At 68.3% G+C, this 19421-nt stretch carries 15 protein-coding genes and 2 tRNA genes; 10 read left to right on the top strand and 7 right to left on the bottom strand.

Going from position 1 to position 19421, the window contains the following annotated elements; translation table 11 throughout:
- Positions 1-6 precede the first annotated feature (6 nt).
- The 7 genes from recF (at position 7) to HP445_RS13175 (ending at position 7410) form a co-directional block, all read left to right on the top strand.
- Positions 7-1320, top strand: a complete 1314-nt coding sequence (gene recF / locus HP445_RS13205) for a DNA replication/repair protein RecF (RefSeq protein WP_128780338.1) — start codon at positions 7-9, stop codon at positions 1318-1320.
- The gene (locus tag HP445_RS13200; protein ID WP_027466919.1) at positions 1320-1820 is read left to right on the top strand and encodes a DciA family protein; all 501 of its coding nucleotides are present in this window, start codon (positions 1320-1322) and stop codon (positions 1818-1820) included. Before recF ends, HP445_RS13200 begins: the two co-directional genes overlap by 1 nt.
- A gap of 133 nt (positions 1821-1953) precedes the next feature.
- Positions 1954-3957: a DNA topoisomerase (ATP-hydrolyzing) subunit B gene (gyrB, locus tag HP445_RS13195; protein WP_111022498.1), complete on the top strand. Its 2004-nt coding sequence runs from the start codon at positions 1954-1956 to the stop codon at positions 3955-3957.
- 114 nt (positions 3958-4071) lie between these two features.
- Complete coding sequence (gene gyrA / locus HP445_RS13190) at positions 4072-6729, top strand: DNA gyrase subunit A (RefSeq protein WP_111022497.1); 2658 nt, start codon at positions 4072-4074, stop codon at positions 6727-6729.
- Complete coding sequence (locus tag HP445_RS13185) at positions 6722-7129, top strand: DUF3566 domain-containing protein (protein WP_027466922.1); 408 nt, start codon at positions 6722-6724, stop codon at positions 7127-7129. Before gyrA ends, HP445_RS13185 begins: the two co-directional genes overlap by 8 nt.
- Positions 7130-7204: 75 nt before the next feature.
- A tRNA-Ile gene (locus HP445_RS13180) sits at positions 7205-7281 on the top strand.
- A 56-nt stretch (positions 7282-7337) separates the two neighbouring features.
- A tRNA-Ala gene (locus HP445_RS13175) sits at positions 7338-7410 on the top strand.
- A gap of 407 nt (positions 7411-7817) precedes the next feature.
- Here HP445_RS13175 and HP445_RS13170 read toward each other — a convergent pair.
- Entirely contained in the window at positions 7818-8393 is a 576-nt protein-coding gene (locus tag HP445_RS13170) for a hypothetical protein (RefSeq protein WP_111022496.1), read from the bottom strand.
- Positions 8394-8508: 115 nt separating this feature from the next.
- Between HP445_RS13170 and HP445_RS13165 the strand changes: the two genes are divergently transcribed.
- Positions 8509-9048 carry a peptidylprolyl isomerase gene (locus HP445_RS13165; RefSeq protein WP_128780337.1) on the top strand — a complete coding sequence of 180 codons (540 nt, stop codon included), beginning with the start codon at positions 8509-8511 and terminating at the stop codon, positions 9046-9048.
- A gap of 7 nt (positions 9049-9055) precedes the next feature.
- Positions 9056-9910 (top strand): rhomboid family intramembrane serine protease, encoded by an 855-nt coding sequence (locus HP445_RS13160; RefSeq protein WP_128780336.1) that lies wholly within the window; start codon positions 9056-9058, stop codon positions 9908-9910.
- A 349-nt stretch (positions 9911-10259) separates the two neighbouring features.
- Here the strand turns inward: HP445_RS13160 and HP445_RS13155 are convergent, their stop codons facing one another.
- Positions 10260-10514 carry a cell division protein CrgA gene (locus HP445_RS13155; protein WP_071404137.1) on the bottom strand — a complete coding sequence of 85 codons (255 nt, stop codon included), beginning with the start codon at positions 10512-10514 and terminating at the stop codon, positions 10260-10262.
- 81 nt (positions 10515-10595) lie between these two features.
- On the opposite strand from HP445_RS13155, the gene HP445_RS13150 reads away from it, so the two are divergent.
- Positions 10596-11240, top strand: coding sequence for an anthranilate synthase component II (locus HP445_RS13150; protein ID WP_111022494.1), 645 nt, complete (start codon positions 10596-10598; stop codon positions 11238-11240).
- A gap of 234 nt (positions 11241-11474) precedes the next feature.
- On the opposite strand, the gene pknB is transcribed toward HP445_RS13150, so the two are convergent.
- The 5 genes from pknB to HP445_RS13125 all read right to left on the bottom strand — a co-directional run bounded on the left by pknB (position 11475) and on the right by HP445_RS13125 (position 19419).
- Positions 11475-13289: a Stk1 family PASTA domain-containing Ser/Thr kinase gene (gene pknB, locus HP445_RS13145; protein ID WP_258727777.1), complete on the bottom strand. Its 1815-nt coding sequence runs from the start codon at positions 13287-13289 to the stop codon at positions 11475-11477.
- Between the two features lie 121 nt (positions 13290-13410).
- The gene (locus tag HP445_RS13140) at positions 13411-15177 is read right to left on the bottom strand and encodes a serine/threonine-protein kinase (RefSeq protein ID WP_111032513.1); all 1767 of its coding nucleotides are present in this window, start codon (positions 15175-15177) and stop codon (positions 13411-13413) included.
- Positions 15174-16628, bottom strand: a complete 1455-nt coding sequence (locus HP445_RS13135; RefSeq protein WP_110863675.1) for a peptidoglycan D,D-transpeptidase FtsI family protein — start codon at positions 16626-16628, stop codon at positions 15174-15176. Before HP445_RS13135 ends, HP445_RS13140 begins: the two co-directional genes overlap by 4 nt.
- The gene (locus HP445_RS13130) at positions 16625-18070 is read right to left on the bottom strand and encodes an FtsW/RodA/SpoVE family cell cycle protein (RefSeq protein ID WP_071404142.1); all 1446 of its coding nucleotides are present in this window, start codon (positions 18068-18070) and stop codon (positions 16625-16627) included. The genes HP445_RS13135 and HP445_RS13130 overlap by 4 nt, the downstream gene beginning before the upstream one ends.
- Positions 18067-19419 carry a Stp1/IreP family PP2C-type Ser/Thr phosphatase gene (locus HP445_RS13125; RefSeq protein WP_111032512.1) on the bottom strand — a complete coding sequence of 451 codons (1353 nt, stop codon included), beginning with the start codon at positions 19417-19419 and terminating at the stop codon, positions 18067-18069. The genes HP445_RS13130 and HP445_RS13125 overlap by 4 nt, the downstream gene beginning before the upstream one ends.
- Positions 19420-19421: the final 2 nt, after the last annotated feature.

Genomic DNA, 19421 nt, shown 5'->3' with positions numbered 1-19421 from the left:
GCCCGCGTGCACGTCGACCATCTCCAACTGACCGACTTCCGGAACTACCGGGAGGCGGACGTCGACCTCGCACGCGGGCCGAACCTGTTCGTCGGGCGCAACGGACAGGGCAAGACCAACCTGGTCGAGGCGATCGGGTACCTCTCCACCCTCGGCTCGCACCGCGTCCCCACCGACGCAGCGCTCGTCCGTCAAGGATGCGACGCTGCGATCGTCCGGGCTCGTCTCGCGCACGAGGACCGCAGCATCCTCGCCGAGGTGCAGATCAACCGCACCGGTGCGAACCGTGCGCAGGTGAACCGGTCGGCGATCAAGCCACGTGAGCTGCCGCGCTACTGCACGAGTGTGCTCTTCGCTCCGGAGGACCTGGCGCTCGTGCGGGGCGAGCCGGCCGGGCGACGCCGGATGCTCGACGAGCTGCTCGGCCAGATCGCACCGCGGATGCAGGGCGTGCTCGCCGACTACGACCGCACGCTCCGCCAGCGGAACACCCTGCTGAAGTCGGCCCGTGCCACCGGCGCGAAGGCGAACGCCCTGTCGACGCTCGACGTCTGGGACGACCGGCTCGTCGGGCTCGGCGCCGAGATCGTCGCGGCGCGTGACCACCTGACCCGGCGGCTCGCACCCTTCGTGGCCGAGGCCTACGCGACCGTCGCCGGCGAACACCACGACGCCTCGATCACCGGAGTCCTGTCGATCCGCGGGGGCGACCCCGAGTCCGCGGCAGCCACCGACCCCGTGCTCGGGACCCCCGACGAGCCCGTCACGGTGGCGTCGGCTGCCGAAGCGTTCGCGGCCGCCCTCGAGCGTCGTCGCCGTGACGAACTCGACCGCGGGCTCACCCTCGTGGGGCCGCACCGGGACGACGTTCTGTTCCAGCTCAACGGGTTACCAGCTCGCGGGTACGCGAGTCACGGCGAATCCTGGTCCTTCGCGCTCGCCATCCAGCTCGCGAGCGCCTCGATCCTGCGCGCCGAGTCGAACCTGGGCGATCCGATCATCATCCTCGACGACGTCTTCGCCGAACTGGACGAATCGCGGCGGGAACGGCTGGCGAACGCCGTCGCGGACTACGAGCAGGTGCTCATCACGGCCGCGGTCTTCGGTGACGTGCCCGGGAAGCTGGCGGCGCACACCGTGCGGATCGAGGCGGGCACGATCGTGACCGACGAGGCGGACGCGACCCGGGCCTCCAGTCCGGCGACGGACGGGACCGACGCGATCGACGCGACGGACGGGACCGACGCGATCGACGCGCCGGACGGGACCGACGCGACCGTCGCGGACAGCAAGACGGACCCGACCGAAGCCGACGTCTGATGCCGAAGCCCCGCAAGCCCACCGAACCCTCGCAGGTGTACCGCCACCTGCGCGCGGTGTTCGGCGACCCGTCCAAGCGCGGCACCGATGCCCGCCGCCGCCGTGCCCGCGAGTTCGACGCCGACACCGTGCCGTACGGGCGCGGCCGCGAGCCGAAGGGCCTCGCGGACATCGTCGGTTCGCTCGCTCAGGAACTCGGCTGGACCGAACCCCTCGCCCGCTCCGAGCTCTTCGTGGACTGGCCGAGCGTCGTCGGCGAGGAGCTGGCGAAGCACTCCCGACCGGTCACCATCGAGGACGGCGCACTCGTCATCCGGTGCGACTCGACGGCCTGGGCGACCCAGCTCCGATTGATGCGTGCGACGGTCACGACGACCATCGCGGAACGGCACCCAGAAGCAGGGGTCGAGTCGATCAGGGTTTCCGGCCCGGACGCCCCCACGTGGAAACGCGGCCCCAGGACGGTCCAGGGGCGCGGTCCTCGCGACACCTACGGTTGAGGCGACGAAATCATCCTGGAGTGCCAGAAAAGCCCGTCTGCGGGGCAGATGAGCCCTCGAAAGAGGGGGCTCTGCGGTAGACTGGGAGGTGCAGTGCGCGGGCGTTCCGCGCGCAGGCAGGAGCACGCTCGACATGGCAGCAGAATCTGAAGACGACCGGCAGAACCCGCTCGGTGCGGAGACCCCGCAGAGCGAACCGTCCTACGGCGCAGACCAGATTCAGGTGCTCGAGGGGCTCGAGGCCGTCCGCAAGCGCCCGGGTATGTACATCGGTTCGACCGGCCCTCGCGGCCTGCACCACCTGGTCCAGGAGATCGTCGACAACTCCGTCGACGAAGCCCTCGCCGGGTACTGCGACACCATCGACGTGAGCATCCGTGAAGACGGTGGCGTCCGCGTCGTCGACAACGGCCGTGGCATCCCGGTCGACGTCCACGCGGCCGAGGGGGTCTCGACCCTGCAGGTCGTCCTCACCGTCCTGCACGCCGGCGGCAAGTTCGGTGGTGGCGGCTACGCCGTCTCCGGTGGTCTGCACGGCGTCGGTTCGTCCGTCGTGAACGCGCTGAGCTCCGAGCTCGACGTCGAGGTCCGTCGGCAGGGCCACGTCTGGCGCCAGAGCTACACCGACGGTGTCCCCGTCGCGCCCGTCTCCAAGGACGAAGAGACCGACGAGACCGGCACGACGATCACGTTCTGGCCGAACGCCGAGATCTTCGAGTCCGTCGTCTTCGACTACGAGACCCTGCGCACGCGGTTCCAGCAGATGGCCTTCCTGAACAAGGGCCTGCGGATCAACCTCCGCGACGAGCGCGCCCCGGAAGAAGGGGAAGAGGCCCGCAACGACACGTTCATGTACGAGCGTGGTCTCGCCGACTACGTCGAGTACATCAACGCGCAGAAGAAGGCCGACCTCGTCCACCCGGACGTCATCGGCTTCGAGTCCGAGGACCCGGAGCGCAAGATCGCGCTCGAGGTCGCGATGCAGTGGAACACCTCGTACCAGGAGAGCGTCCACACCTTCGCGAACACGATCAACACGCACGAGGGCGGCACCCACGAAGAGGGCTTCCGTGCAGCGCTCACGACCCTCGTCAACCGTTACGCGCGCGACACGAAGATCATCAAGGAGAAGGACGACAACCTCACGGGTGACGACATCCGCGAAGGGCTGACGGCCGTCATCTCCGTGAAGCTCGGCGAGCCGCAGTTCGAGGGGCAGACGAAGACCAAGCTCGGCAACACCGAGGCGAAGTCGTTCGTGCAGCGCGTCGTCGGCACCGAGCTGACCCACTGGTTCGAGAGCAACCCGACGCAGGCACGCGACGTCGTCCGCAAGGCGATCCAGGCGTCGCAGGCGCGGCTCGCCGCCCGCAAGGCGCGCGAGACCACCCGCCGCAAGGGGCTGCTCGAGTCGGGCGGCATGCCCGGCAAGCTCAAGGACTGCCAGTCGAAGGACCCGACCGTGTCGGAGATCTTCATGGTCGAGGGCGACTCCGCCGGCGGTTCCGCCGTGCAGGGCCGCAACCCGATGACCCAGGCGATCCTGCCCCTGCGCGGCAAGATCCTGAACGTCGAGAAGGCCCGGCTCGACCGCGCCCTCGCCAACCAGGAGATCCAGTCGATGATCACGGCGTTCGGTGCCGGCATCGGTGAGGACTTCGACCCGGACAAGGCCCGGTACCACAAGATCGTGCTGATGGCCGATGCCGACGTCGACGGCCAGCACATCACCACGCTGCTGCTCACGCTGCTGTTCCGCTACATGCGTCCGCTCATCGAGCACGGCTACGTGTACCTCGCGCAGCCGCCGCTGTACCGCCTGAAGTGGTCGAACTCGGCGCACGAGTACGTGTTCAGCGACCGGGAGCGCGACGCCCTGATGCAGGCCGGCCTCGCAGCCGGCAAGCGGATCCCGAAGGACAACGGGATCCAGCGCTACAAGGGCCTCGGCGAGATGGACTACAAGGAGCTCTGGGACACCACGATGAACCCGGACACCCGCACGCTCCTGCAGGTCACGCTCGAGGACGCGGCTGCGGTGGACAGCACCTTCTCGACGCTGATGGGTGAAGACGTCGACGCACGTCGTCAGTTCATCCAGCAGAACGCCAAGGACGTCCGCTTCCTCGACATCTAACGGCCAGGAGGCGCGGCGTGAGCCGCGTCGACCAGTCCTGACCACCTGTGGTCGCGCCCGGCGCGACCAACGGAACCACAGCCTCCAGGCTGTCCAGAAAGGGAACCAAGCCACATGGCTGACGACAACGAGAACGGCGCCGACGAGCTGCCCGAGATCGTCCACGGCGACAGTGGGGACATCGTCGTCTCCGGTGACCGCATCTCGCAGGTCGACCTGCAGCTCGAGATGCAGCGCTCGTACCTCGACTACGCGATGTCGGTCATCGTCGGTCGCGCCCTGCCGGAGGTCCGCGACGGTCTCAAGCCGGTGCACCGCCGTGTGATCTACGCGATGTTCGACGGCGGCTACCGGCCGGACCGTGCGTTCTCGAAGTGCTCCCGCGTCGTCGGTGACGTCATGGGCCAGTTCCACCCGCACGGTGACTCGGCGATCTACGACGCCCTCGTCCGCCTGGTGCAGCCGTGGTCGCTCCGGTACCCGCTCGCGCTCGGCCAGGGCAACTTCGGTTCGCCGGGCAACGACGGCGCCGCCGCCCCGCGGTACACCGAGACGAAGATGGCGCCGCTCGCGCTCGAGATGGTCCGCGACATCGACGAGGACACCGTCGACTTCCAGGACAACTACGACGGCCGCACCCAGGAGCCGGCGATCCTGCCGGCCCGGTTCCCGAACCTGCTCGTCAACGGCTCGGTCGGCATCGCGGTCGGCATGGCCACGAACATCCCGCCGCACAACCTGCGCGAGGTCGCCGAGGGCGCCAAGTGGGCGCTCGACAACCCCGACGCCACCCGTGAAGAGCTGCTCGCCGCGCTCATGCAGCGCATCAAGGGCCCGGACTTCCCGACGGGTGCACAGGTGCTCGGCACCAAGGGCATCCAGGACGCCTACCGCACCGGCCGTGGTTCGATCACGATGCGTGCCGTCGTCTCGGTGGAGGAGATCCAGGGTCGCACCTGCCTCGTCGTCACCGAGCTGCCGTACCAGGTCAACCCCGACAACCTGGCGATCAAGATCGCCGAGCTGGTCAAGGACGGCAAGCTCGCCGGTGTCGCCGACATCCGTGACGAGACCTCCGGTCGTACCGGGCAGCGCCTGGTGATCGTGCTGAAGCGTGACGCCGTCGCCAAGGTCGTGCTCAACAACCTCTACAAGCACACCCAGCTGCAGGAGAACTTCGGCGCGAACATGCTCGCGATCGTCGACGGGGTGCCCCGCACCCTGCCGCTCGACGGCTTCATCTCGGCGTGGGTCGCCCACCAGGTCGACGTCATCGTCCGCCGCACGCAGTTCCGTCTGCGTGAGGCCGAGAAGCGCGCCCACATCCTGCGTGGCTACCTGGCTGCGCTCGACGCCCTCGACGAGGTCATCGCGCTCATCCGTCGCTCGCCCGACGTCGAAGAGGCCCGCACCGGCCTGATGGACCTGCTGTCCGTCGACGAGATCCAGGCGCGCGCGATCCTCGAGCTGCAGCTCCGTCGTCTCGCCGCCCTCGAGCGTCAGAAGATCCACGACGAGGCCGAAGAACTCGAGCGCAAGATCGCCGACTTCCAGGACATCCTCGGGTCGGAGAGCCGTCAGCGCTCGATCATCCGCGACGAGCTGAGCGAGATCGTCGACCGCTTCGGCGACGACCGTCGTACCGAGATCATGTTCGGCTACGACGGCGACATGTCGATGGAAGACCTGATCCCCGAAGAGGAGATGGTCGTCACCATCACCCGCGGTGGCTACGTCAAGCGCACGCGCAGCGACCAGTACCGCTCGCAGCACCGTGGCGGCCGAGGTGTCCGCGGGGCCCAGCTCCGCGCCGACGACATCGTCGAGCACTTCTTCGTCACCACGACGCACCACTGGCTCCTGTTCCTCACCGACCAGGGCCGGGTCTACCGTGCCAAGGCGTACGAGCTGCAGGAGGCCGGCCGCGACGCGAAGGGCCAGCACGTCGCGAACCTGCTCGCGATGCAGCCCGACGAGCAGATCCAGCAGGTGCTCGACATCCGCGACTACGAGGTGGCGCAGTACCTCGTCCTCGCGACCGAGCACGGTCTGGTGAAGAAGACCGCGCTCACCGAGTACGACACGAACCGCACCGGCGGCATCATCGCGATCAACCTGCGCGACGGTGACAAGCTCCGGCAGGCGCTGCTCGTCGACGAGCACGACGACCTGCTCCTGGTGTCCCGCCAAGGCATGTCGCTCCGGTTCACGGCGACGAACGACACCCTGCGTCCGATGGGTCGCTCGACCTCGGGTGTGAAGGGCATGTCCTTCCGCGACGGCGACTCGCTGCTCGCGGCCCGGGTCGTCTCCGACGACGGCTTCGTCTGGGTGATGACCGAGGGTGGCTACGCCAAGCGCACCGCGGTCGACCAGTACCGGGTGCAGGGCCGTGGTGGTCTGGGCATCAAGGTGGCCAAGTTGGCGCTCGACCGAGGCGATCTTGTGGGCGCTCTCATCGTCGGCGAGGACGACGAGGTGCTCGTCGTGCTGCAATCGGGCAAGGTGGTAAGGTCTGCCGTGGCCGAGGTCCCTGCCAAGGGCCGTGACACGATGGGCGTCGTCTTCGCGAGGTTCGCGGAGAACGACCGGATCATCGCGGTGGCCCGGAACACCGAGCGGAACCTGGACGACCAGGACGACGCCGAGATCGAGCCCGCGGGCCCGGTGGAGACGGTCAGCCCAGCCGAAGCGGCCCCGGATTCCACTGATCCCATCGACACCGAGCCCGTCGCAGACGAGGCCGGAGAGGACCAGTCAAGCAATGAGTAGTGTCGCCGAGAAGCTCCAGAAGAAGGCGAAGCGACCCGTCGGCACCCGCCAGGTGCGGTTGCGACTGGTCTACGTCGACTTCTGGTCGATGGTGAAGCTGAGCTTCCTCATCGCCCTGGCCGGCAGCATCGTGATCGTGGTCGCCACGGCACTGGTGTGGGTCATCCTCAACCAGACGGGTGTGTTCACCCAGGTCGACGCCCTGTTGAAGGACGTCACCGGGCAGAACAGTTACTCGATCATGGACCAGTTCTCGCTGGGCCAGGTCCTCGGGTTCTCCATCGTCGTGGGCATCCTCAACGTGGTCGTCGGCACCGTGCTCGGCGCCATCGTGAGCGTGCTCTACAACCTCAGTGTTCGGATCACGGGCGGTCTGCTCGTGGGCTTCACGAACAACTGACACACCCGGGCCGGATGGGCCCACTGCTCGATTTCGTTCCGGCGGGATCGTACGGTAGGCTTTCATCCGGTCTGAGGGGCTATAGCTCAGGCGGTTAGAGCGCTTCGCTGATAACGAAGAGGTCCAAGGTTCAAGTCCTTGTAGCCCCACCAGTTCTCCGGAACAGCACGACAATTCCATCCCGTCGCCGATCACCTCGGTGGCACTCGGGGCCTTAGCTCAGTTGGTAGAGCGCCTGCTTTGCAAGCAGGATGTCGGGAGTTCGATTCTCCCAGGCTCCACTCCCTCTGCACGAGTGCTGCTTCGCTCGTTCCTCGCTCCGCCGTCTTCGGTCGTCGTGTTTGTCTGCGCTCCTTTGGCGACGCGCCGCTCCGCGATGGTCGGGTCCGCCGGACCGCTTCATCGCCTTTGAGTGGTCGCGACATGCCGTGTGCGGTTCGCCGAGGTGGCTGGAACTGTCGTCTGCGCGTCGTCTGAGCGACAGGTTGCGACCTCTCGGTGGCTGCCCCGGGGCGTGTTGCGCAAGCGCATGGCGGACGGGAGGCGCGGGGTCAGGCCGGTCTGCGCCTCCAGGCAGGTAGGTGGGCGCGCTCCAGGCCGGTCGTCGTGCGCGGGTCTGTGGACGCCAGGCCCGGGGAACGACGAAGGGCCCCGGCAGCAGCCGGGGCCCTTCGTACGAACCGGGAGGTCAGGCGGCGGGCTTCTCCGCCGTGTCAGCGTCGTCGGCGACCCACAGGTCGTCGTCGGCGCGGAGCGTCTGGTACGCGGCGTACGCAGCACCGGCGACGGCGACGACGCCGACGATGATGAGTGCGACTCCGCCGAAGCCGAGACCCTTCTTCTGCTGCGACGGGACGTACTTCGCAGCGGCCTTCTTGGCCTTCTTGCCCTTCTTCTGGGCGTTCTTCACGATCTTCTTGACCCGGGGGTCCTTCGCGAGGTCGGTCACGCTCAGCACCGAGCCAGCGGTCGAGACGAGTCCGGGGACCACCTCGGACTGGAACTTGTGCGAAGCGCTCTGCGCTGCCGAGGTGGCAGCGTGCACGCCGGTGGCGAACGCGGGACGGATCCCGTTGTCGATCGCGTTCTGCACGCGGGGTGCGATGTCCTTGCGAGCTGCGTCCGCGGCGTTCGACCGGGCCTCAGCCAGGATCGCGTTCGCGTGCTCGAGGACCTTGCGCTGCTCGCCGAGGAGCGAGGCGGTCTGGCCCTTGAGCTTCTTGATCTGCTTCCGACGCTTTCGCGGGATCTCGATCGTCGTCATCTGGTACCTCCATCGGATCGGCGTGACCCCATCCTGCCACCACACTGCCTGACAGGTCACGGAACCGCAGCTGTGCAATCCGTCCGCGGTCAGGAGTACATGCGAGAATCGGAACATGTCTCTGCACACCGCTGTCGCAACGATCCACACCAACAAGGGCGACATCCGCGTCAACCTGTTCGGCAACCACGCACCGAAGACCGTCAAGAACTTCGTCGACCTCGCCACGGGCCAGCAGGAGTGGACCCACCCCGGCACGGGCAAGGTCTCGACCGACAAGCTCTACGACGGCGTGATCTTCCACCGCATCATCAAGGACTTCATGATCCAGGGCGGCGACCCGCTCGGCCAGGGCATCGGTGGCCCCGGGTACCGCTTCGACGACGAGATCTCCCCGGAGCTCACGTTCCAGAACCCCTACATCTTCGCCATGGCGAACGCCGGCATCCAGGGCGGCCGCGGCACCAACGGCTCGCAGTTCTTCTTCACCACGGTGGCGACGCCGTGGCTGCAGGGCAAGCACACCATCTTCGGTGAGGTCGCCGACGACGAGTCCCGCGCGGTCGTCGACGCGATCGAGGGCGTCCAGACCGACGGTCGTGACAAGCCCGTCGAGGACGTCGTCATCCAGAGCATCGACGTCGAAGGCGTCTGACCAGCACGTGACCGACCAGGCGTACAACCCGAACAACACCTGCTACCGGCATCCGGACCGGCAGAGCTTCGTGCTCTGCCAGCGCTGCGGGCGGACGATCTGCCCGGAGTGCCAGACGCCGGCGGCGGTCGGGGTGCACTGCCCGGAGTGCGTGCGTGAACAGCGCGCACAGTTCGCAGCGAACCGTCGAGCGTCCGGAGCCCCCAGCGGGTTCACGGTCGCTCGGCGGCGCTTCGCCATGCTCGACCAGAAGGGCACGACCGTCATCGTGGCGATCACGGTGGCGATCTGGTTGCTCGACCAGGTCAGCGGGCGGTTCTTCACGAGCTTGCTCGCCTACAACTCGTTCCTGTTGCCGACGCAGCCCTGGCGTGTGGTGACCTCGCTGTTCGTGCACTCGGGCATCTTCCACATCCTGTTCAACATGTGGGCGCTCTGGATCTTCGGTCGCATGCTCGAGAACATGCTCGGCACCTGGCGCTTCGTGGCGCTGTACTTCATCACGGGGATCTTCGGGTCCATGCTCGTCACCTTCCTGGCGCCGGGGACGACCGTGGTGGGTGCTTCGGGTGCGATCTTCGGGCTGTTCGCCGCGTTCTTCGTGCTGCAGCGCAGCCTGGGGAACAACGCCGTGCAGCTCCTCGTGCTCATGGGACTGAACCTGGTCATCGGGTTCCTGCCCGGAGTCAACATCTCGTGGCAGGCGCACGTGGGCGGGATCATCGGCGGGTTCCTGATGGGCTTCGTCTTCGCACAGACGCGCAACATCCGGAAGCGTCCGCTGCAGATCGCGCTGATCATCGGTGCGGCGGTGCTCGGCATCGCGCTCACCGCTGTCGGGTACGCGGTCACGATCGGCTGACGCGGCCACAACGCTCCCCGAACGCCCCGTCGCACTGCGGCGGGGCGTTCGTCGTTCCCAGGGCTGTCCGCGTCCTGCTCATCCACAGCTGTCCACAGCGGCACTGGGAGTTATCCACAGGTGTGGAGAAGTTGGTGAGTTACACCAGTGTGATTATCCCCACTGTGGAATCGGTTGTGGATAACTCCGGGGTCGGGGTGTGGATGACGGTGTGGAGAGTGGGGAAAAGTGTGGAGAACGGCGGGATCCTCGAGGATGTGCGTTCCCGGAACGCCCGAGCTTGTGGAGAACGACGACGCCCGCCGCACCTTGCGGTGCGACGGGCGTCGGGAGGACAGCGGGCTGGGGGTCAGCGCCAGCGGGTGGTCATGAGGAAGCCGACGAACATGATGCCGAAGCCGACGACGATGTTCCACGAGCCGAGGCTCGGAACCGGCAGCGTGGCGTTCGAGATGTAGAAGACGATCACCCACACCAGACCGATGAGCATGAAGCCGAACATGACCGGCTTGAACCACACCGGGTTGGGGGCGTCCCCCGCGGTGTCGACCGAGTCAGCTCGGGTCGTCCGGGCGGGCTTGGTGCGGTCCTTGTCCTTGGCCATGGCCGGTATCCTACCGTGACCACGTGTGTGGATCGGCCCGCGGACCGTCGCACACATCTCCCACGAGTACGGTGAACCGCCATGACCAGGATCCTCGTCGTCGACAACTACGACAGCTTCGTCTACACGCTCAACGGGTACGTGCAGCAGCTCGGCGCCGAGACCGACGTCGTGCGCAACGATGCCTTCCCCGAGTCCGAGATCGCCGACCGCATCGCCGAGTACGACGGCGTGCTGCTGTCGCCCGGCCCGGGAACACCGGCGGCTGCCGGCGTCTCGATCCCCACGGTGCACGCGGCCATCGCCGCCGAGACCCCGCTGCTCGGTGTCTGCCTCGGACACCAGGCCATCGCGGAGGCACTCGGCGCCACGGTCACGCACGCCGAGGAGCTCATGCACGGCAAGACCTCCGAGGTCGACCACGACGACAGCGCGCTCTTCGCCGGCGTCCCGCACCCCTTCACGGCCACGCGCTACCACTCGCTCGCGATCGTCGACGGCACCGTCCCCGACGAGCTCACCGTGACCGCGCGGACCGAGGGCGGGGTCATCATGGGCGTCCAGCACCGCGCGCACCCCGTGTTCGGCGTGCAGTTCCACCCCGAGTCGGTCCTGACCGAGGGCGGGTACCGCATGGTCGGCAACTGGCTCGAGACCACCGGGCTGTCGGGAGCCGCCGAACGCGCCGCCGACCTCGGGCCGCTCATCGCGACGCACCGCGCCTGACGAACGCCCGCGCCGGCAGACGCTCTCGTGCGTTCGGGGGCGTCGTGCCGACACGACGGCGTCTTCCGGCACTGGACCGCACCGTCTGCGTGACGTGCCGTCGGTTGCGGGCGTGCGCCGTGCCTCCAGGCCGTCAGGAGCGAAGGCGACGAGCGGACGTGCCTGTGGGCACGGAGGACGGACGGGAGGCCCGTCACCCGTCCGTCAGGTCGGTCGCGTCAGGAGACGGTCGGCTCAGCGGCCGTCGTCGCCCTGGTCGTCACCGCGATCGTTGTTCGCGCTGTTGTTGTTGTCGTTGTTCGACGACGGTGCCTTCGGCGGCGCCGCAGCTCGCGCGCAGTAGGTGAGCGTGACGGCGCTGCCCTGGGCGACGTCTCCGGCAGGGGTGTCCTGCTGGGTGACGAGTCCGCCGGTGCACGAGTAGGACGGCGCCGGGTTCACGGTGAGCCCGAGCTGCTCGACGGTGGCCTTCGCCGCCGAGTACTGCTGCTGCGTGACGTCGGGCAGCTGCACCTTGCCGTTGGAGATCGTGAGGTTGATCACGATGCCCTTGGTGTGCAGGGAACCCGACTCGGGGTCGGAGCTCAGCACGGTGCCCTCGGGGACGTCAGACGAGTAGTCGCTCGAGATCGCGCCGAGACGGAATCCGGCGTCGTCGAGGGACTGTTGCGCAGCCGCTTGCGACTGCCCGTCGAGCTCGGGCACAGGGACGCGTTCCGGGCCGAGGGAGACCACGACGTTGACGTTCTGGTTGCGCCCGACGTTCACCCCGGAGCCCGGGTCCGTCCGGATGACCGTGCCCTTGTCGACGCTGTCGGAGTTCTCCTCGACCTTGACGGGCTTGAGGTCCTTCTTGTCGAGGGCGCTGGCCGCGGCGCTGTAGGTCGACCCTGCCACGTTGGGCACGCTGACCGAGGACGACACCGGCGGCTTGCCGGGCTGCAGGTTCGCGACGAAGAACACCACGGCGACGATGACCGCGACGGTGAGCAGGATGCCGACCCAGATCCACGCGACCGGGGGACGGTTCTGCGTGCGCTGCGGTCGGTGCTCGGCGGTGTCGTCGTCGAGTTCGCGGAACGCCGATGCGGCGTTGGTCGTCGTGCGGGGGTCGACGCCGAAGAGCACGGTCGAGGCGTCGTTCGCCGCGTTCTGCTGCTGCTTCTTCGTCGACGCGGGCACCCGGCCGGCTGCGGCCTGCTGCAGGTCCGAGCGGAACTCGGCCGCGTTCTGGAACCGGCGCGTGCGGTCCTTGACCAGGGCGTGGAGGGTCACGGCGTCGAGGGCCGGGGACACGTCGGGCGAGATCGTCGACGGTGCGACCGGCTGCTCGCTGACGTGCTGGTAGGCGACCGCCACCGGGGTGTCCCCGAGGAACGGTGCGCGACCGGTGAGGAGCTCGAAGAGCACGACGCCGGTGGAGTAGAGGTCGGTGCGGGCGTCGACGGTCTCGCCGCGGGCCTGCTCCGGTGAGAAGTACGAGGCGGTGCCGAGGATCGACGTGGTCTGCGCGACCGTCGCCGAGGTGTCGGTGATGGCCCGGGCGATGCCGAAGTCCATGACCTTGACCTGGCCGGTGTGGGTGACCATGACGTTGGCGGGCTTGATGTCACGGTGGACCACGCCGGCACGGTGCGAGTACTCGAGCGCGGTGAGGATGCCCTCGGTGATGCGCACGGCTTCGTCCGGGGCGACGGCGCCCTCGGCGATGATGTCGGAGAGCGGACGGCCCTCGACGTACTCCATGACGATGAAGGGGACCTGCACCTCGGCGCCCGACGGCTCGGACACCGTCTCTTCGCCGGCGTCGTACACGCGGACGACGGTGGGGTGCGCCATGCGTGCAGCGGCCTGGGCTTCCTGCCGGAACCGCGTGCGGAAGGCCGGGTCGTTGGCGAGGCTCGGCTTGAGGAGCTTCACCGCGACCTTGCGGCCGAGGCGGGTGTCGTTGCCGAGGTGCACGGTCGCCATGCCGCCCCGACCGATGACGTCACCGATCTCGTAGCGATTGGCGAGGAGCGTGATCCCCGCGGTCACACCTTCTGGCACGTACTCCTCCGTCTGTTCGTCCGGGCTAGTGTACGGCAGCACCACCTGGTGAGACGCTGGTCAGGGAGGGGTCGACCGAACCGTTACCGAACGGTGTCGACAGTCCCCGTCCGGGGGTCGTTCACAGGTCGTCTTGCGGGGTCTCGGTGGGGTTGATCCCGTCGTCCGGGTTCGTCGTCTCCTGGTCCGTGGGCTCGGTCCACTCGACCTGCGCGCCCGGTGAGGACGCGGAGACCACCGAGGAATCGGACTGCGGCGACTTGCAGGTCACCTTGTACGACAGGGTCACCTTGCCGTACTGGGCGCCGGCGACGGTCACCGCGGTTCCGGAGGTGGAGCCGGAGCTGCTGCCGTTCGAGGGGACGGTGCCGTTGTCGATCGTGTACGTGTAGCTGACGTCCGAGTACCCGGCGGGGCAGCTCGTGTACGCGGGCCAGCTGAAGGTCACGCGACCGGACTCGCTGACGGTCCCGCCGGTGGCACGCTCGGGCGCCGCTGCGGTCAGCACGTCGCCGAACGCCTTGACGGTGACGAGGGTGCCGGGGGCCAGGCTGCCCTCGGGGCTGAGCGACTCGACGGTGCCGACCTGGTCGGACGACGTGGCGTTCGACCCGGCGACGACCTCGGCCTGCAGGCCCCGGGCGCGGAGCTGGTTCGCGACCTGCTCCGCGTTCTGCCCCTGGTAGTCCGCCGCCGAGACCGTGACGCGGGTCTCGGTCGGTTCGGGGGACGGGGTCTGCGTGGGCGTGCGGGTCGGCTTCGGCGCGCTCGAGGACTTCGTGGGCTCGGGTTCCGGGGCGTTGTTCGCGTTCAGGGCGTACGCGGCGCCGGCGGCGAGGGCGAGCACGACGATGATGCCGACGACCCACCAGATCCAGGCGCGCTTCTTCTTCGGTTCCTCGGGCTCGTCGGAGACGGGCGAGCGGGGGGTGCCCGGTCCGCCGGCCATCGCTCCGGCCTGGGTGCCGAGGAGTGCGGTCGCGGCGTCGTTCCCCTGGCCCTGCGGCGGGTTGAACGCGACGGTGCCGTTCTGGGCGATCGCGGGGACGGCCACGGTGGCTGCGGCGACGTCACCACGGCGGAGCGCCTGTGCGGCGCGGGCGAGGTTCGCGGCCGTCGCGGGACGGTCGGCCGGCTTCTTCGCGATGCACGAGATGACCAGGGCCGAGACGGGCTCGGGGATGTCCCCGGGCAGCGGCGGCGGCTGCTCGTTGATGTGCGCCATCGCGATCGCGACCTGCGACTCACCGGTGAACGGACGACGACCCGCCAGGGCCTCGTACGCGACGATGCCGAGCGAGTAGATGTCGGTCGACGGCGAGGCGGGGTGGCCGCTCGCCTGTTCGGGCGACAGGTACTGCACCGTGCCCATCACCTGACCGGTCGCGGTGAGCGGGACCTGGTCGGCGATGCGGGCGATGCCGAAGTCGGTGATCTTGACGCGGCCGTCGGGCGTGATGAGCAGGTTGCCGGGCTTGATGTCGCGGTGCACCAGGCCGACCGCGTGTGCGGCCTGGAGGGCATTCGCGGTCTGCGCGACGATGTCGAGCACCTTGTCGACCGGGAGCGTGTGCTCGCGCTCGATCATGGTCGACAGGGCTTCGCCGGGGACGAGCTCCATCACGAGGTAGGCGCTGCCGTCCTCCTCGCCGTAGTCGAAGACGTTGGCGATGCCCTCGTGGTTGACGAGCGCGGCGTGCCGGGCCTCGGCGCGGAAGCGCTCGAGGAAGCCGGGGTCACCGAGGTACTCGTCCTTGAGGATCTTGAGTGCGACGGTTCGGCCGATGACGAGGTCGGTCGCCTGCCACACCTCGCCCATGCCGCCGATGGCGACCCGGGAGGAGAGCTGGTACCGCCCACCGAAGGTGAGTCCGCTGGTGGGTCTCATTTGTTCAGCACCGCCTCCATGACTTTCTTCGCGACCGGGGCCGCGACCGTGTTGCCGACTCCGGACTGCCCGAGCCCGCCGCCGTTGCCGACGACGACCGCGACGGCGACCTCCGGGTCCTTGGCGGGGGCGAACCCCGTGAACCAGAGCGTGTAGGGATCGCCGGTGCCACCTTCGGCCGTGCCGGTCTTGCCGGCGACGTCGACACCGTCGATCTTGGCATTGGTACCGGTCCCCGCGCTCACGACGCTCTGCATGGCCTCGGTGAGGTCAGCGGACTCGGAGGACGACAGCGGATCACTGTACTGCTTCGGGGAGAAGGACTCGACCGTCTTCAGGTCGCTCGTGGTGATCGAGTCGACGAGTGAGGGCTGCATGACCTTGCCTCCGTTCGCGATGCCGGCCGACACCATCGCCATCTGCAGCGGGGAGACCCGGACGCTCGCCTGGCCGAAGGCGCTCAGCATGAGCTGGGCCGTCGAGTCGACGTCGGGGTACTGGCTGGCGGTCGCCGCCATGGGGATCTCGATCGCGTCGCCGAAGCCGTACTTGTCGGCCATGCTCTTGATCGCGTCGTACCCGAGCTTCTGGCCGAGTTCGGCGAAGGGGATGTTGCACGAGTACTGGATGGCCGTGCGGAGCTTGACCTTGTCGCCGCCGCCGCACGTGCCGCCCTCGGCGTTGTTGATGTACGAGCTCGTGCCGGGCAGCTGCAGTCGCGACGGGTTCGGGAACGTGGAGTCGAGGTTGTACTTGCCGCCCTCGAGTGCCGCGGAGGCCACCACGAGCTTGAACACCGATCCGGGGGTGTACAGGTCGCCGCCGATGGCACGGTTCTGCAGCGGGGCGGTGTCGGCCCCGAGCAGCGCGTCGTACTGCCGCTTGACCTCGGCCGTGTCGTGCGAGGTGAGCGAGTTCGGGTCGTAGCTCGGCTTCGATACCATCGCGAGGATCTTGCCGGTCTTCGGCTGGATCGCGACGACGGCGCCGCTGTTGGTGCCGAGCGCGTCGTACGCGGCCTGCTGCACGTCCGGGTCGATGGTCAAGTTGACGTTGTCGCCCTGGACGTCCTGGCCGGTGAGGATCGAGTTCAGGTTCTGGAAGAACGAGGCGTCTGAGTTGCCCGAGAGCACGGTGTTCTCGGCGCTCTCGATGCCGGTGTTGCCCTGCCCGATCGTGAAGTACCCGGTGACCGCGGAGTACAGGTCGCCGTTCGTGTACTTGCGCTGGTACTGGTACTGGTCGTCCACCGGGGTCGACTCGGCGATCGGGCTGCCGTCGACGAGGATCGCGCCACGCTTGGTGGAGTAACTGTCCAAGATGGTTCGGGAGTTCCGGGAGTCGGCGCGCAACGAGTCGGCCGCGAAGAACTGGATCGACGTCGTCGACACGAAGAGTGCGACGAACATGAGCACGATGACGGTCGAGACACCGCGGAGCTGTCGGTTCATCGACGACGCTCCTTCCTGGTCGCGCGCGCAGACCGCCCGCTCGCGGCGGGGATCGCGCCCTGCTGGACGCGTTGTTCGGCTGGGATGGAATCGGTGAGTCGCAGCAGCATCGCGGCGATGATCCAGTTGGCGATGAGCGAGGAACCACCGGCGGCCATGAACGGCGTCGTCAGACCGGTCACCGGGATGATCCGGGTGATGCCACCGACGACGACGAACACCTGCAGGGCGATGATGAAGCCGAAGCCGACACCGAGCAGCTTGCCGAAGTCGTCCTGCGCCATGAACCCGACGCGGATGCCACGCGAGGCGAACACGATGAAGAGGGCGAGGATCGCGAAGACGCCGATCAGGCCGAGCTCTTCACCGAGCGACGCGACGATGTAGTCGGCGTTGGCGACCGGTGTGATGTACGGCCGGCCCTGCCCGAGCCCCGTGCCGGTGATCCCGCCGTTCGCGAAGCCGAACAGGCCCTGCACCAGCTGGTAGCTCGCCTGGGTGTCGCGGCTGAAGACCTCTTGGTTGAACGGGTCGAGCCACTGTTCGAAGCGACCGCGGACGTACTCCAGGACGCTCTGCGCGACGAGGGCGCCACCGATGAACAGCGTGAGACCGATCGCGACCCAGCTGATCCGTGCCGTGGCCACGTAGATCATCACGAGGAACAGGCCGAAGTAGAGCAGGGCGGTGCCGAGGTCGCGCTGGAACACCAGGACGGCCATCGCGGCGCCCCACATGACCAGGATCGGGCCGAGGTCACGGGCACGCGGGAACGTCATGCCGAGGAACTTCTTGCCGACGATCGACAGTGAGTCGCGGGCGGTGACGAGGTACCCGGCGAAGAACAGCGCCATGGTGATCTTCGCGAGCTCACCGGGCTGGAACGAGAACGGGCCGATCTTGATCCAGACCCGCGCGCCACCGATGTTCGTGCCGATCCCCGGCAGCATCGGCAGGAGCAGCAGGACGATCGTGAGCGCCATGAAGATGTAGCGGTACCGCTGCAGGAACCGGTGGTTCCGGACGGCGACGAGCGTGATGATCGCCAGGACCATCGCGAGCATCGTCCAGACGATCTGCTTCACGCCGATGGCGTCCCAGCCGGACAGGCCGTTGTGGACGTCGATGCGGTAGATCTCGGCGATGCCGATGCCGTTCAGGACGAGCGCGATCGGCAGGATGAACGGGTCGGCGTTCTTGGCCACGACCCGCAGCACCACGTGCATGACGAGCGCGAGGCCGAGGATGCCGCCGCCGACCCACAGCACCGACTGGTCGAACAGCCGGCCCTTGGTGCCGAGCTGCACGAGCACCATCGCACCCGCGCAGATGCCGCACGCGATGACGAGCAGGAAGAGCTCGAGGTTCCGCGCGCGAGCGGGCTCCCGGAGCTTGATCGTGATCGCCTGGGTGAAGGACTGGGCGGCCGTGGCGTTGCTCATCGCGCGCTCCGCGTGGGGCTTGGCGACGGCGATCGGGTCGGCGAGGGCGACGGCGACGAGCTGGCGTCGCCGTCCCCACCGGTGCCGGCCTGGTCCTCACCGGTCGCGGCGGCCTTGCGCAGGCGCTCGACGATGTCCCGTGCGTCGGAGAGCGACTGCGCGTTGATCGTGGAGCGGACGTTCTCGCGGGTGTAGTCCGGCAGCGACGAGACCGTGATGTCGCTGTCCTCGTACACGTCCGACAGCGCCAACGGCCCGATCGACTGCTGCACGCCCTTGTAGATCGCGACGGTGCCCCGGTCGGTGCCGACGTAGTAGTGGTCCTGCGTGATCCGCCAGCCGACGAACACCGCGCCGACGAGCACGGCGACGGCGACCACGAGCGCGACGGTCCAGGACACCCGACGGCGGATGCGGCGTCGGCGGTCCTCGGCGATGAGCTCGGCGAAGAACTGGTCGGACTCGGGTTCGAAGTGCGAGTCCTCGGGGGCGGTGGTGACCTTGAGCGGGTGCAGCAGGATCGTGGGGAGGCGGATCGGCTTGCGGCCGGTCGACGCCTCGAAGGTGAGCGGTGCCGCGGCGGAACCGACCGTGGTGGCCGCGTCGTCGTCGTCCTCGGGTTCGGTGTCCGTGACGTCCATCACCACGACGGTGACGTTGTCGGGGGCGCCGTGGTCGAGCGTCTCCTTCACCAGGCGCTGCGTGACCTGGTTGGCGTCCATGTTCGAGGCCAGGGCGTGGCGGATGCGCTCTTCGGCCAGGTACGAGGACAGGCCGTCGGAGCAGAGCAGCCAGCGGTCGCCCGGCTGGATGTCCATGATCGCCGTGTCGACCTCGGGTGCGGCGTCGACGTCGCCGAGGACGCGCATCAGCACGGAGCGACGCGGGTGGACCGCGGCTTCCTCCGGCGTGATCCGGCCGCTGTCGACCAGCCGCTGGACGAAGGTGTGGTCCGACGTGATCTGCTGCAGCTCGCCGTCGCGGTGACGGTAGATGCGGGAGTCGCCGATGTGCGCGATCGCGATCTGCTCGCCGACGCGGATCATCGCGGACACCGTGGTGCCCATGCCGGTGAGCTCCTGGTGCTCGAACACGGTCTCGGTGATCAGCTGGTTCGCCGCGATGAGCGCCGACTGCAGCGCGAACTCGGCGTCGTGCGCCGACGGGAACTCGCGGTCGACCTCGCGGATGCGTCGGATCGCGATCGCCGAGGCGACGTCACCGCCGGCGTGGCCGCCCATGCCGTCCGCCACCGCGAACAGGTGCGCCCCGGCGTAGCCGGAGTCCTGGTTGTTCGCGCGGATGCGCCCCACGTGGGACACAGCGGCGCTCAGCGTGCGAGCGGTCATGC

It is taken from the genome of Curtobacterium flaccumfaciens, assembly GCF_013359815.1.
GTDB lineage: Bacteria > Actinomycetota > Actinomycetes > Actinomycetales > Microbacteriaceae > Curtobacterium > Curtobacterium flaccumfaciens.
The sequence above is the reverse complement of the archived record's forward strand: the minus strand, read 5'-3'. Positions and strand labels throughout refer to the sequence as shown.

Coding starts and splice junctions, on each gene's coding strand:
- HP445_RS13200 (WP_027466919.1), top strand. CDS start 1,320: ATGCCGAAGCCCCGCAAGCCCACCGAACCCTCGCAGGTGTACCGCCAC.
- gyrB (WP_111022498.1), top strand. CDS start 1,954: ATGGCAGCAGAATCTGAAGACGACCGGCAGAACCCGCTCGGTGCGGAG.
- gyrA (WP_111022497.1), top strand. CDS start 4,072: ATGGCTGACGACAACGAGAACGGCGCCGACGAGCTGCCCGAGATCGTC.
- HP445_RS13185 (WP_027466922.1), top strand. CDS start 6,722: ATGAGTAGTGTCGCCGAGAAGCTCCAGAAGAAGGCGAAGCGACCCGTC.
- HP445_RS13170 (WP_111022496.1), bottom strand. CDS start 8,393: ATGACGACGATCGAGATCCCGCGAAAGCGTCGGAAGCAGATCAAGAAG.
- HP445_RS13165 (WP_128780337.1), top strand. CDS start 8,509: ATGTCTCTGCACACCGCTGTCGCAACGATCCACACCAACAAGGGCGAC.
- HP445_RS13155 (WP_071404137.1), bottom strand. CDS start 10,514: ATGGCCAAGGACAAGGACCGCACCAAGCCCGCCCGGACGACCCGAGCT.
- HP445_RS13150 (WP_111022494.1), top strand. CDS start 10,596: ATGACCAGGATCCTCGTCGTCGACAACTACGACAGCTTCGTCTACACG.
- HP445_RS13140 (WP_111032513.1), bottom strand. CDS start 15,177: ATGAGACCCACCAGCGGACTCACCTTCGGTGGGCGGTACCAGCTCTCC.
- HP445_RS13135 (WP_110863675.1), bottom strand. CDS start 16,628: ATGAACCGACAGCTCCGCGGTGTCTCGACCGTCATCGTGCTCATGTTC.
- HP445_RS13130 (WP_071404142.1), bottom strand. CDS start 18,070: ATGAGCAACGCCACGGCCGCCCAGTCCTTCACCCAGGCGATCACGATC.
- HP445_RS13125 (WP_111032512.1), bottom strand. CDS start 19,419: ATGACCGCTCGCACGCTGAGCGCCGCTGTGTCCCACGTGGGGCGCATC.